This is a genomic window from Paenibacillus sp. FSL L8-0435, assembly GCF_037965655.1.
Taxonomy (GTDB): domain Bacteria; phylum Bacillota; class Bacilli; order Paenibacillales; family Paenibacillaceae; genus Paenibacillus.
The window spans coordinates 494,564-509,110 of sequence record NZ_CP150185.1 but is presented as its reverse complement, the minus strand read 5'-3'; the positions used below and the strand labels follow the sequence as shown (position 1 = coordinate 509,110).

12 protein-coding genes are annotated in these 14,547 nt (G+C 46.5%); all 12 read right to left on the bottom strand.

Annotated elements, in window-relative coordinates:
• The 12 genes from pstC to pxpB all read right to left on the bottom strand — a co-directional run bounded on the left by pstC (position 1) and on the right by pxpB (position 14,529).
• Positions 1–909 carry a phosphate ABC transporter permease subunit PstC gene (gene pstC, locus NST33_RS02460; protein ID WP_100528178.1) on the bottom strand — a complete coding sequence of 303 codons (909 nt, stop codon included), beginning with the start codon at positions 907–909 and terminating at the stop codon, positions 1–3.
• A gap of 142 nt (positions 910–1,051) precedes the next feature.
• A complete protein-coding gene (locus tag NST33_RS02455) occupies positions 1,052–1,978 on the bottom strand; it encodes a phosphate ABC transporter substrate-binding protein PstS family protein (protein WP_237177637.1) in 927 nt (308 codons plus the stop codon).
• A 237-nt stretch (positions 1,979–2,215) separates the two neighbouring features.
• On the bottom strand, positions 2,216–2,437 hold the full coding sequence (locus NST33_RS02450; RefSeq protein WP_339306610.1) for a hypothetical protein: 222 nt from the start codon (positions 2,435–2,437) through the stop codon (positions 2,216–2,218).
• 234 nt (positions 2,438–2,671) lie between these two features.
• Complete coding sequence (locus NST33_RS02445) at positions 2,672–3,964, bottom strand: arsenic transporter (protein WP_339306608.1); 1,293 nt, start codon at positions 3,962–3,964, stop codon at positions 2,672–2,674.
• A gap of 151 nt (positions 3,965–4,115) precedes the next feature.
• Positions 4,116–6,203, bottom strand: coding sequence for a methyl-accepting chemotaxis protein (locus tag NST33_RS02440; protein ID WP_221823940.1), 2,088 nt, complete (start codon positions 6,201–6,203; stop codon positions 4,116–4,118).
• Between the two features lie 173 nt (positions 6,204–6,376).
• Entirely contained in the window at positions 6,377–7,435 is a 1,059-nt protein-coding gene (locus tag NST33_RS02435) for an EAL domain-containing protein (RefSeq protein WP_221823938.1), read from the bottom strand.
• A 216-nt stretch (positions 7,436–7,651) separates the two neighbouring features.
• Positions 7,652–9,919, bottom strand: coding sequence for a bifunctional 2',3'-cyclic-nucleotide 2'-phosphodiesterase/3'-nucleotidase (locus NST33_RS02430; protein WP_260632947.1), 2,268 nt, complete (start codon positions 9,917–9,919; stop codon positions 7,652–7,654).
• Between the two features lie 482 nt (positions 9,920–10,401).
• Positions 10,402–10,818, bottom strand: coding sequence for a pyridoxamine 5'-phosphate oxidase family protein (locus NST33_RS02425; protein ID WP_074093246.1), 417 nt, complete (start codon positions 10,816–10,818; stop codon positions 10,402–10,404).
• Between the two features lie 648 nt (positions 10,819–11,466).
• Positions 11,467–11,925 carry an NUDIX domain-containing protein gene (locus tag NST33_RS02420; protein WP_221823935.1) on the bottom strand — a complete coding sequence of 153 codons (459 nt, stop codon included), beginning with the start codon at positions 11,923–11,925 and terminating at the stop codon, positions 11,467–11,469.
• Between the two features lie 86 nt (positions 11,926–12,011).
• Positions 12,012–12,785: a 5-oxoprolinase subunit PxpA gene (locus NST33_RS02415; RefSeq protein ID WP_221823933.1), complete on the bottom strand. Its 774-nt coding sequence runs from the start codon at positions 12,783–12,785 to the stop codon at positions 12,012–12,014.
• Positions 12,785–13,816 carry a biotin-dependent carboxyltransferase family protein gene (locus tag NST33_RS02410; RefSeq protein WP_221823931.1) on the bottom strand — a complete coding sequence of 344 codons (1,032 nt, stop codon included), beginning with the start codon at positions 13,814–13,816 and terminating at the stop codon, positions 12,785–12,787. The genes NST33_RS02415 and NST33_RS02410 overlap by 1 nt, the downstream gene beginning before the upstream one ends.
• Positions 13,813–14,529, bottom strand: a complete 717-nt coding sequence (gene pxpB, locus NST33_RS02405; RefSeq protein WP_339306604.1) for a 5-oxoprolinase subunit PxpB — start codon at positions 14,527–14,529, stop codon at positions 13,813–13,815. The genes NST33_RS02410 and pxpB overlap by 4 nt, the downstream gene beginning before the upstream one ends.
• Positions 14,530–14,547: the final 18 nt, after the last annotated feature.

Sequence of the window (14,547 nt, the reverse complement as noted above, 5' to 3'; positions counted from 1 at the left end):
TCATACCCGGTTTCTCCTTTCAAGCAGGCGAACCAGAATGACGAAGACAAATGTCATCACCAACAGGACAAGCGCCATACTCCACAGTGCATTGTTATGAACAGAACCCATCGTGGTGTTACCCATGCTGAGTGTAATTACACTTGTTAATGTTGAAGCTGATTCGAGCAAGGATGTTGGAACATGCGGTGCATTACCGATAACCATCTGTACAGCAAGAGCCTCACCAAAAGCACGGGCCATACCCAAAACGACACCTGTCAACAAAGCTGGCAAAGTGGTTGGAATAATGACACGGTAGATGGTTTGCCAGCGAGTGGCACCCAGTGCGTAGGAGGATTCACGCAATCCTTTTGGCAACGCGGACAAGGCATCTGCCATAATACTTGTCACCGTAGGGAGAATCATTACAGCGAGAACAAGACATCCGGCTGCAATCCCGACGCCTGTTCCACCAAAGATACTGCGAAGCAAAGGTACGATGACACTCAGACCGATAAATCCGTATACAACGGATGGAATTCCGGACAAGAGTTCAATCGCAGGCTGCAAGATCTTTTTGCCTTTACCCGGAACAATCTCTGTCATGAATAGCGCTGCACACAGGCCAAGCGGACTTGCGATCAATGCTGCAAGCAAGGTTGTAATGAAAGAACCTGTGATGAACGGTAATGCCCCGTAGAACGCAGGTTCTCCGGTCGGATTCCACGTTTTTCCACCAAGGAATTCGCTGATGCTTATTCCATTTTGGAAAAATGTCGATAGTCCCTTGGACGCTACAAAATAAACAATGGAAAACATGACAACGATCAGGAAAACGACACAAATCGACGTATAGATCCGTCCCGTCCACTCTTCCCAATAATGTTTCTCTTTTAAGGGCCGGCGCGGTTTCAACTTGTTATTCATTACCGTTCCCCCTTCGGTCTGTTCCATAACAACCATCCTTCTATAGTAGAATTAATGCAAAATATGGGATTATTTTAGAGCAAACCGCGTAAAGAGGCGGGACCTAAGTCCGCCTCTTTCGCTGTATGCGCAAGTTCAAAGATTACTGAACCACATTACCTGCTGCATCGCGTTTTACTTTCATACCTGACATTGGAATGTATCCAAGTTCTGTCACGTCGTTTTGTTGAATTTCGTCACTCAAGATGTAGTCCAAGAATGCTTTTGTTGCTGCATCAGGCTCACCTTTTGTGTACATGTGCTCGTAAGCCCATACTGGATAAGTTCCTGCTTCTACGTTCTCAACTGTTGCTTCTACACCTTCGTATTTCAATACTTGCAAGCTGTCATCCAAGTAAGACAAGGCGAGGTAACCAATAGCACCTGGCGTTTCAGATACCAATTTTTTTACGTTACCAGAAGAATCTTCTTGAATCGAACCTTGGATATCACCCATTTTTGCACCCAATGCATACTTCTCGAAAGTTGCACGAGTACCGGAACTGCTCGGACGGTTTACAATAACAATTGCTTTATCCGCGCCGCCAACGTCTTTCCAGTTCGTTACTTTACCGGAGAAGATGTCGACCAGTTGTTGCTTCGTCAAATCTTCTACACCTGCATCTTTGTTGCTAACTGGCGCCATAGCTACTACTGCTACTTGATGGTCAACCAATTCTTTTACTTTGGCTTCGTCCTCCAGTTTCTCTTCTGCAAATACATCAGAGTTACCGATTGTAGCTTGTCCGTCAGATACTTGTGTCAAACCAGTACCACTACCGCCACCTTGAACTTGAACCGTTACGTTCTTATATTCATCAACTGCCATAAATTTCTGTCCAGCTTGTTCAACCAGAGGTAGCAATGCTGTCGATCCGACTGCCAGAATGTTACCGCTAAGCTCAGTAGCAGCTTCTCCTGATCCATTGCTTGCGGCACCCTCTGTACCAGCGTCATTTTTCGATCCGCATGCTGCGAGAACCAGTACGAACGTTAAGGTCATCAAAATAAACGGCAACTTTTTAAACATGTTTTGTTTTCCTCCCCCAATGTAGTGATGGCGTTTTGTGAATTTGTTTGTTCACCATCAACTCTTTACTCATTGTAGTTTCAGTATGTCATCTTAAAATCAGTGTTTTGTAAACGCAATGTTAAAAATATCGGCAGCATTTTGAAATATCTGGGATTCAATCTGGCGCTGAAGTGGTCGCTATGGGAATGGACGTTGTTTTAATCCGTATTGTGTCCAGATTTCCATGAAAAAAATTTACTTATAGATATATGAAGTAAGCTGATACCCTGAGTGGCCGTTCCGGTTACGGATCGTTCTTCTGATCGCTGTTGTCTCCAAATTTCTTTGATCAATAATCTTAATTGTTGAAATTCGGATACAAAGGCGAACGCTTCGCTTCTTCAGAATCGATACCGTCCCCTCCACTACGATCGCGGTTTCCCTTCGCTGTGTCAGTGCTCGTTGAATCTCAGGCATCTCAATCTCCTGCCTGGGAAGTAGGCAAAGAAGGCCAGCCCTATAGTGGGCTGGCCTTATGTAAATGCTTTGTTGATTCTTTGATAGAGCAAGAAAATCTGTTTCTTCTATAGAAGTTACAAAAGCAGGAAATAAAAAAACTGCCTCGCTGCCAGTGCGTAGCACCAGCTGTGAGAGCAGCCTTTTACATTACAACAGATTATCTTATTCATACTCAATGTAAAATCTAATTTGCTAACCTAGAATCCATAACCACAATGCCAACCCGGCCAGGGTAATTAACATTGTCGGGATCGTCAGGATGATACCTGCTTTGAAATAATACCCCCATGTGATCTTCACACCTTTGCGGGATAACACGTGCAGCCACAGCAATGTGGCAAGTGATCCAATCGGGGTCATTTTGGGACCCAGGTCGGAACCAATGACATTGGCATAGATCAATGCTTCTTGAATGATACCTTCGGTATGTGCGCCCTGGATGGCTAGCAGGTTAATCAACACGGTCGGCAGGTTGTTCATCACCGATGATAATACAGCAGCGATAATTCCCATCCCGAGCGAAGCAGCCAGCAAACCATGCTCTGCTATGGCATCCAGCCAGCGGCTCAGATGATCCGTTAACCCTGCATTACGCAGTCCATATACGACGATATACATGCCCACGGAGAACACCACAATCGACCATGGCGCTTCCTTGATTACCCGTTTCAGATCAACAGCCTCGCTCTTGCGTGCCAATAAAGCGAACAGCAACGCAACGGAGCCAACGATAACCGACACGGGAATCGGCAGAAACTCACTGGATGCATAGGCAACCAACAACAGCCCAAGCATGAACCAGGCGATTCGGAACATCCGTGGATCACGTATCGCTTCCTTCGGGTCACGTGCAGCGGAGATGTCGTAGCGAAGGGGGATGCTTTTGCGATAGAACAAAAACAACATCCCCGTACTCGCTACGATTGAGAACAGATTGGGTACAACCATGCGTACCGCATACTCCACAAAGGTGATACCAAAGAAATCGGCCGATACAATGTTAACCAGATTGCTGACGACCAGCGGTAACGACGTGGTATCGGCGATAAACCCACTCGCCATCACAAAAGCCAGCACCATACGCTCATCAAACTTCAATGCACGCACCATTGCCAGCACAATTGGCGTCAGAATAAGCGCGGCACCGTCATTCGCGAACAGAGCAGACACCGCGGCTCCCAACAGAATGGAGTAGAAAAACAGTCTGCGACCGTCTCCTCCAGCCAGCCTCGCCATATGAAGCGCAGCCCATTCGAAGAAACCCGTCTCGTCGAGAATGAGAGAAATCATAATAATGCCGACAAAAGCCAGCGTTGCATTCCATACAATGGATGCCACATCCGAGGCATCGTTTAAGCTGACGACTCCACACAATAGGGCAAGTAATGCCCCACCAGAGGCAGTCCAACCGATACCCAATCCACGAGGTTGCCAGATCACCAAGGTGATCGTCACTACAAAAATCAGTATTGCTACGTATACCATAGAGCCTCCTGCTGTACCCTGTATCAATATATTATTTATATGCGCGGAATAACCAGACGATATATTTATACAGGGCAACAGGAACATTGTCTATCTTTATTTTCTTCTATTATAAAAGATGTGGTGAATTATGGCGTTCCAATGTTAGATTTTATTCTTTGCCCTTATCCTTCGGTGTGTCCTCCACCATCTTGAACATGCCAAGCAATCCTTGTAATTGTTCCGCCATGCTATTCAGATGTGCCGAGGATGATGCAATCTCTTCTACCGATGCCAGTTGTTCTTGCGAAGATGCCGACACGGATTCTGTATTCGCAGCCGATTCCTGGGTCACATTCGAAATATCACTCATCGCCTTGGCAACGTGGGATGCACCACTCTCCAGTTGCTTTGTTGTTGCGGACAAGTCATCCAATGTATGAACAGCATCTTCCACCGCCTCCCGAATCTGAGCAAAGGATTGTCCTGACGTATTCACAGCCTGAATTCCTTCTCCCACCCGAGTCTGTGCTGCATTCATGGCGATCAGAGCGGCATCCATGTCCTGACGGATATTATGAACCACCTCACCGATCTGCGCTGCCGAACTTCCGGATTCTTCTGCCAGTTTACGTACCTCACCAGCTACAACTGCAAACCCACGACCCGCATCCCCCGCTCTTGCCGCTTCAATAGAAGCATTTAATGCGAGCAAGTTCGTTTGTTTGGAGATGGATGCAATGACATCAACCATGCTACCAATCTCAACGGAACGGGCATTCAGAGATTGAACCACCGTCCCCAGCTGCTCCACCGTTTCCTGGATACTGTTCATCTGCTCCACAGCCTGTCCTGCTGCCTCATTCCCAGATGAAGCCGCTCCGGACGTATGCCGCATATTTGCCGTAATCGATTGTACACGCTCCGACATCATTCGAACATCTTCTGCCATTCGGCTCATCTGTCCCGATCCGTCTTTCACGCTGTTTACCTGCTGCTCTGCACCTTCAGCCAGTTCCTGAATGGCCAGTGTTGAATGTTCAATCGCTTTGGTAGTTTGTTCTGCACTGGCAGACAACTCTTGAGAAGAAGCAGATACCTGCTCTGTCGTTTCCTGTACGCCCAGAATCATCATCCGCAGGTTATCGACCATACGTTCAAAATACTTCGCCAGTTCTCCGACTTCATCTTTACGCCCTGTTTCCATTTTCACGGTCAAGTCACCTTTGCTCACGGCTCTGGCAGATTCCTGCAGTCGTTTAATTGGACGCAGCATGGAGCGTGTAAACCATATAATAAAGAGGAGTGTAAGGAACGTAGCCGCCAGAATAACAATAAATGTGGCCATGCGAATATCCTTACTTGCATTAGTTACTTCACTCTTGAGCATCGTGCCGGCAATTTTCCAGCCTGTTGCTTCATTTGTTGAAAAAATCATCATCTTCGGCTGATCGTTGTACACGTAATCGAATTGACCTTCTGGACCTTCATACATTTCATCCAGCAAGCCGCTCGTTTCCGGCGTACCTGCATCTGCTACAGGGGATACAACATAGTTTTTGTTTGCATCCATAATAATGACGTAGCCTTCTTTGCCCACCTTAATGGATGCCTGTTCTTGCAGGTCTGTCAGGTCGAGAGACAAACCGACAACACCAGATTGGTCCTTTAATGTTTTGGAGATAAACACAACTGCAACACCATCCGTATTAACAGACACAGCGGATACAACAGCTGTACCTGGCTTTTCCATCGCTAGTTTGTACCACTCCCGCTCCCTAGGATCGTATGCATCTCCCCGTGTGCTGCTCGCTGTTGGTTTACCTCGAACCATGACTCCGTCTGTTGTTCCTACAAAAATATTCATGGCATCGGGATGCAAGCCCAGGTATTGCTCCAGCTTCAACTGAAGCTCGGGACTATCGTTCTCTCCTTTGACCAAGTTCGGATCAAGGCCATCCGCGAAATAGTTAATGTCATGAATCTTGTATTTCACTTGGCTTTCTACAATGGTATTGGCAGTGCTCACACTTTGCATGGCGCTATCCACTAATTGTCCTTGTACGCCATCTTCAGCCATCGTTAGTGTGATCAAGCCGATTGCCAAGCTTGGCAGAAGCAGTACGGCCAGGAAGGAGACCAATAGTTTGTTCCTTATATTCCAGACAAAACCTTTCTTTTTTTTCTTTTTATTTTGATTATGTTTTGCTTTGGCAGGTTTAGCTGCTTTCATTGGTTTATTATCCTGAGTTTCACTCATGTCTTTCTCCCCCTCAAAATGTAAAAGTGCCCTCTTTCTTTGTATGTATGGATCAATCTAAAAGGCTTATCTTATATATCGGCTATATGAAGGTTTTTATTTGAGAGAAAAATGTGCAGGCACGCCAAACAAGCCACCTCTGATCAGAAGCGACTTGTACAAGGTACAGGTTACTAATTATTACATGAATTAGATGAAGTATTGCAGTACGGACCGCCTGGCGGTTGTGCCGAGGGTTTACCAAAATAGTAGCCCTGTGCAAGCTCAATACCTATGGAACGACAGAATTCAAACTCTTCCATCCGTTCGATCCCCTCGGCAAGGACTTGCCCACCAAATCGACTCGACATCTCAACAATGTGAAGAATTTTCTCTTGTTTGGTCGAATCCTGATCACAACGGTCAATAAGACTTCGATCTATTTTGACAAAATCCGGTTCTAACCGATTCATCAACTCTATTGTTGAATATCCGGCACCCACATCATCCAGTGCAACAGACATTCCACGGGAGCGATACACCTCAAATATTTGCTGCAAGATGGGCATATGATGAATCTGCTCTGTTTCCACGACTTCAAACACAAAATCTTTAGGGTCCAGCGAAAGGCGTTCAATCGCTTCAAACGTATGTGTCAGACAATATTCGGGATTGTATATGGAGGAAGGCAGGAAATTTACGAAGCGTTTGACACCATGCGGCAGAAAAAGGGCACTGGTCTCAATAGCAGTAATACGCGCCAATCGATCCAGAAAAGAATGCAGTCCAGTCTCACGCGCAACTTCAAATAATTCATAGGAACTGAAGGATTTTCCATTCTCAGCAGGACGAAGCAAAAACTCATATCCGATAATCTGCTCTGATGCATCAACGATGGGTTGCATATGACTGCTGAATTGATGCTCCAGAATAATGGAAACCAGCTCCGCATGCTTGAAACGGGACTCCTGCATGGTTAGACTAATCCAGCTTTCTTCATTAGCCTGTTCGTATATAGGCATAATCTGAACAGTTAGGGAATCACGTAATGTCGGATCCATTTCGCCGATCTTTTCTATTAAGCTCTGAACCGTCTCCAGATTCGAAAAATGCATCCACATCATGTCATCCGACGTCTCGATAAGTCTTCCCGGCGTTTGTAGCGCTTCCAGCAAAGCGGGGGAAATGGGACGCAAGTACAAGGTACCTTGGCCCTCTATAGGATAGATTGGACTGCAGCCACTGCAATTCATGTAGGACCCCCCTTGCCAATTTAGATTCCATGTCCATTAGATTTCACTTGTATATACCCAAAGTTTGTAAATATTATATCATGGGTCTTAAAATTAATCTCTACTGTTTTGATGACTTCCTGTATGACGGTTCTTGGAACAAATATATTCAAATTTGCAGAAAAAAAGACCGACAGTCTGATGACTGTCGGTCTTCTCCTCACCGCTTATTAAACTTTAAGAAGCGGGAATCACGATTTTCTGTCCAACTTTGAGGTTATGCACATCTGGAATTACGTTAAATGTAGCAATCTTGCGCCAGTCCACACCATATTTTAAGCCGATACGGTACAAGTTATCGCCTTTTTTCACTACATATACCACTTTGCTGCCCGCTGGTTTCTCAGGCTGTGGCTTGGTCGTTGGTTTGGTTGGAGTAGTCGGCTCCGTAGGTTTAGTTGGCTTTGTAGGCGTAGGAGCAGGCTCCGTACCTGGTTTCGGAGTTGTTGTTGCTTCTCCAGTCAATTTCATGCCGTATTCAGCAAAACCATCATCATTTGTACCGATGAAAGACATCGCCGGGTTTGCTTCAACCAGATCTTTTGCATCCGGTGAAGAAGCAAATACCACTTCAAGGTCGTTAAGTGCTGCTGCGGTTAACCCAGCAGATGGTTTAATTGGTGCCAGGGACCAGTTGCCGTCAGCGGTTGGGTTAATTGTTTTATTCTCACGGATATAGTCGATGATCACTTGACGGTTCTCATCCGGTGCAGCCAGAACGATACGTTTACCGTCCGGGTTAGCCAGCTTGGACGAAGAAGCACGGTAGTTATTCGTCGCTACGATGAATTTTTGCGCTGGGTCAATCGGTTTACCGTTAAAGCTCAGATCCTTGATCCGGCTTGCGGATGCATTAACAACGGTTGCTTTACCGTCATACTTGGCTGGTTGTGTCACATCGATCTGATACGTTACACCATCGATAACATCGAAGTTGTACGTCGGGAAGTCGTTGTTGATCAATTGTTGTTGTCCACCTTTAGCCGGGTCGATCTGGTTGAACTGGCCTGCAGACCATTCCAGCCACTCTTTCAGTTCTGCGCCGTTAACCATTACAGCATGTACCGTATTTGGATACACGTACAGGTCAGCAACGTTTTTGATGGCAATGGTGCCTTTAGGAATATTCGTGTAATACGAAGCGCCTGAACGTCCACCGGCTTTGAACGGTGCACCTGCGGACAATACAGGGATTTTCTCATATTCCGTACCTTGCATATGTTTTTCGACATACCATTTCTGTGCATTCGTTACGATCTGAATGGATGGATCATCCTGAACCAGAGCGAAGAAGCTGTTGATAGGTGCAGTCGTTTCGCCCACCGGACCACGAATATACTCCAATGTACCTTCATGCTCTTCATGAACCGCATCAATGATGTCCTGATCCGCATCTACCAATGGTTTTTTGCCCGCTGTGTCATAGATTGGGCGTGCTTCCGTTTTGGAATCGACCACTTTCCATTTGCCATCCACTTGTTCTAGATCCAGATCAATAATCCCCAGGTGATCCCCCCAGAATCCTGGCTCCACAGCAGGAACGCCATTGATTGTCCCTTTCTCAAGGTCTACCCCTTTTTTGCCGGCAAAATCAGCACTTGGGAATACTTTGTGAGCATGTCCAAACAGAATGGCATTAATGCCTTCTACCTGGCTCAGGTACAATACGGAGTTCTCCATCAGATCCGTTTGAGGGATATCCTCAAATCCGGAGTGAGGGATCGCTACAATAATGTCGGCACCTTCGGCTTTCATTTTCGGAATGAATTTTTTCGCGGTAGCAATAATATCCTTGGCGATTACTTTGCCTTCAAGGTTAGCGCTGTCCCACTGCATGATTTGTGGCGGTACAAATCCGATCACACCCACTTTGATCGTATGTTCTTTGCCAGTCTCATCCGTTACCTTTTTATCCAAAATCTCATACGGTGTGAAATAGTTCTTGTCATTTGTCTCATCATCATCACCATCGTCTACATAGACATTGGCATTAATGTAAGGGAAGTTTGCTCCCTCCAGTGTCATGTCCAGGAAGTCCAGACCATAGTTGAATTCATGGTTACCGATGTTACCTGCATCATAATCGAGCAGATTCATCGCTTTATATACAGGGTGAGTCTCACCCTTTTTCAGTGGATCAATCTTCGCAACATAGTCTCCCAGCGGGTTACCCTGGATCAGATCACCATTGTCAAACAGCAAGCTGTTCTTGGCTTCATCACGCGCTTTTTTGATCAGTGTCGCTGTTTTGGCGAGTCCATACTGGTCTGTCTCTTTGTCGGAATAATAGTCGTAGTTAATCAGATTGTCATGAATATCTGTTGTCTCCATGATCCGCAGTTTAACTTTGGCATCATCCGCAGCCGATACTGGTACCGGAAATACCGCAAGCACGTTTAATGCAACCAAAGCGGCAGTCAGGCTTGATAATACTTTTTTTCTCATTTTCAAAATAACCCCTCCCGGTTATGTACATTGAATCATGCATTAATGGGCAAACGAAGAGCGCAGAAAAAGATAGATTTCATGGGTTGTGCGTACTGACGCTCTGATGACATGCATCGGAATTTCAGGTAAGTTTATCTCACATGAACATCTATTTATGTCTGTGCTTGTCGTTTACATTCCAAATCATAACGCAATGATCAGCCATTGAAAAGCATTATTTTTTACATTACCCGCACATACCTAGGCGAGTTTACATTATCATGCGTGATTTCGACATTTTTTTCAACATTTTAGTAGGTACTTAGTGCTTATTATCTTTAAAATACGTATATTACATATGTCTTACATGTATATCCAATTCATCGTTATTCATCCATACCAAAAACCGTGAAACCTTAATGGCTTTCACGGTTGGATTAAACTCTGCGCGTATTTTCGCATAAGGACGCTACTTTGCAGAGGTTATGTTCATATTCGGATTATTGTTCCCACACATGATGTTCATGATCTTTCCCTGTATATTCAATACGAGTCGGGGTGATGTCCAGAATGACATAGTTTGGATCATTAGGTCCATCGAACCACGCCTTCAGTTCGTCGTTCCACACTTGCTCGCGCAAGCCTTCGTTCTTTGTCACTTCACAGGTTCCTTCGATCTCAACCACTTCTTTGGAGCCACCAGCCTCATAACCAAGTAGCAGGCTAACATTCGGATTATTCTCCAGTTCCTCTACTTTGTGTGTACGGCGGTTCGTTGCCAGATGAATGTTCAGTCCATCGTTGAAAAGCGCCATATAGCGGGATTTCGGTTTACCATTCTCCACAGTGGAGAAGCTGCAAAAAGGGTTGTTTTCCAATGCTTTTACAATGTTTTGTTCCAATTCAGTCTGGTTCATGGGAAGTGCTCCTTTCGGTTTGGGGGAATATTGGAAGGACTATGTAGAAGGCCGTTGCGGGTACGGATCGTTCTTTTGATCGCTGTTATCTCTCAATGATTGATCCTGATCTCTTCCTCGTATACATTGGATTAAAGACAATTTACACTGACACTACGATGACAGAATAACCTTCCAATCGCTGTTATCCCCAGATTTTTTTGATTCCCTTTTCTCAAGGGGAAAATCCGGTGATAAAGGCGACCGCTTCGCTTTTTCAGGTTTCTTCTGTCCTCTCCGTTATCGTGTAAATGTTTAATTCAATGGATATACAAGTGAAAATCCAGGATGCCAGCAGACACTTCGCTTCCTCAGAATCGATTCCGTCCCCTCCACTACGTCTACCGTTCTTCCAATTAAGGGTGAATAATAAAAAGTACAAGAGAAGTGTAGTTGTTACTATCTCTTTGTGTTTAATGACAGTTCATTAATCCCTTATTACTAGAGACAGCTTAATGCAAATGCTTTTGTAATAAGCCTGTACTTATAGTGTACCCACCTCACCTATGGTGAATCCATGAACCGATACGCTAACGTGACAAAATTGGAAAAGTTCTTTATAAAAATGTTTACATAAAGGGGTTAGCACGATATTTCTTCTTGGCTGGTTTAATTCAGATCTCCCAGATAGATTGATGAAGCGCCTGATTTAAGAAGCAATTCGCCAATGGTTTTTGGATATAGACGAATCTGGGACAGCTCTTCAAGTGCAATCCATTCCACAGCGACTTGGTGGTCGTCTGGATTGGAGCCTTCAAAAACGCTTGCCTCCGGATCTATCAGGCTGCACGCAAAATAAAATTCAACCTGGTGGATGTCTGCATCCCACTCGGCGAATTCATGGTTTTTACCGATGTACTCCCGGATATGTAACAGCTCTCCCACGTTCACGGCCTGACCAATCTCCTCCAGACATTCGCGCGCGACCGCATCCTTGAGTTCTTCACCTTTCTCCTGTCCTCCACCTGGGAACACATAAGCGGTACCATATTGGTCTTCCAGCCGGATGACCAGCAATCGTCCATCCTGTACAATGACAGCCTTTGCCGAGTTGCGTATGGGTTTCATTCTGTTCATTCACTCCTTGTCATTCCAAAATTTCAAAGTTCAATCCGAACAACCTGATACTACAATTGTTCCGCTGAACAGGCGTATCATCCCGTTGTATGCGCAGATAATTTAATGCCTTCCGATTCCAGCACACGACGAATCTCTTGAGCAAATGCGAGAGCGTTTGATCCGTCACCGTGGATACAGACCGTCTCTGCCTTAATGGGGACCAACGTACCATCCGCGGATACAACCACGCTGTCTTTCACCATCCGAAGCACTTGCGCAATCGCTTGTCCCGACTCTTCAATGAGGGCTCCAGCTTGGTTGCGAGGGGTTAGCTTACCATCCGCCCCATAGGTGCGATCTGCAAACACCTCGCTCACACTGCGCATACCGATGCGATCCGCGGCGTGAATCAACTCACTGCCCGCCAGACCATACAGATACAGTTCAGGCTGTACTTGAAAGATTGCCTCCACAATGGCTTCAGCAAGCTTCATATCTTCTGCGGCCATATTGTATAAAGCTCCATGCGGTTTTACGTGATGCATGTGCCCCCCACTTGCCCGGACAAAGGCATCCAGCGCACCAATCTGATACACCACCATGTCATATGCTTCCCGTGACGTAATGTCCATACGTCTTCTGCCAAACCCTTGCAAATCCGGCAACCCGGGGTGGGCTCCAATTGCCACCTGATGCTCCAATGCCCTCTCTACCGTCAGCCGCATCGTAGCCGGGTCACCTGCATGAAACCCGCAGGCAATATTGGCTGACGTAATTAAGGGCAGAATGGCTTCATCCGATAGCGTGCGATACACACCATAACTTTCGCCCAGATCACAATTGATATCCAAAATTTTCGAGGTATTCATTAAGTGCCCCCCATTCCTGCCATTCTTCTGCGTATCAGTTTATCCATGAGTTGCATATTGATTTCCTGTTCCATATACAACTGTCCGGCTTGATCATGCGTAATCTTTTTAAAAGAAATTTGGGTTCCTGGCCTAGCCTGAGCCAGGATAGGCATATCCACGCGAGCTACCTGTGCAATGACAGGATAACCTCCAATCGTCTGATGGTCTGCCATCAAGATGATGGGCTGACCATCCGGTGGCACCTGCACCGTGCCATAGGTAACGGCTTCAGACAGCCGATCCAGCGGCTGATCCAGTTCCAGTATGGAGCCTTGCATGCGATAGCCCATCCGATCGGATTGTGAAGAAATCACGTATTTTTCGGCATAGAATTGTCCCAGAGTCGTCTCGCTGAACAGCGAACTATCCTTGCTCTCCATCACACGAATAACAGGTTGCCCATAATAGTCAGGTCTTTCCCGCTCAGACAAAAACCACGCAGGCGTCAATATTCGGTGGTTCCGCTCGCTCTCCTTTACCTGCTGCTCCATACGCTGCATCCAACCTTGCACTTCAACAGAAGGTTCACCATTGGATAACAGATCCCCCACGTGCAAGGCTCGGCCCTCCACACCGCCAAGACCTGTCTTGAGGTCTGTACTCCGACTACCCATCACTTCAGGCACAGCTATTCCGCCCGCAATCGCCAGATATCCACGCAAACCATGACGACATGGGCCAAATTTCAGTACACTTCCAGCCCGCACCAACACAGGACGCCACAAAGGTACAGACAGATGATCCACCGTTGCCGTCAGATCGGCTCCACATAATGAGATAAGTTGACTCTCCTGAAATCGAAGCTCTGGCCCCGTCATCGTCATCTCCAGCACTGCCGCATGTCGGGAGTTGCCCACAAGCATATTGGCTGCTCTGGCTGCAAAGGTGTCCATGACCCCGCCAGGTTGAATACCATACCGGCGATAACCGGTTCTCCCTACATCCTGAACAGTAGATAACAGACCAGGGCGAACCACCTCAATACTCATCGTTCGCCCTCCTTCCGCTTCAACGCCAGATAGTCCTGCATCGTAATCTGTTCAAATCGAACCCGATCACCTGCTGCCAGCAGACTCGGTACGTTCTCTTCCGGCCGAAACAACCGGAGTGGCGTTCGTCCAATACATTGCCATCCTCCGGGTGTGTCCACCGGATAGATTCCCGTCTGTTTGCCACCAATTCCTACTGTACCCGCCTCAACCCAAAGCCTTGGCGTTGCACGTCTGGGCGTAGCAATCTGTGCAGACAACCCGCCGAGATACGGAAAACCCGGTGCGAATCCTATCATATGTACGAGATAATCCCCGGATGTATGAATCGCAATAACGTCCTCTGCGGTCAGTCCATGTTCACTGGCAACGTAGTCCAGATCAGGCCCCCACTCGCCACCATAACATACGGGAATCGTGACCGTTCTGGACTTGTCTTGTACGGATTCCTTCATTTGATTCAACTGCTGAAGCAGAATCCGGCATAACTCGGGGTACGGGGAGATGAACGGATCATAAAATACTGTAACGGACGTATATGAAGGCACCCATTCGATCATGGCTGGCAAAGTGCTTTTTTCCAGCAAAGCACATACAGACATCACTCTGCGCTGCACAGCATCAGACAATTGATCCCCGCAATGGATGATAACTGCTGTCTCACTCAGCGGAGATAGGACCTCCTCGGTCCATGAATACGGCTGTTTGGTCATGCGCCATCTCCTCCTTTT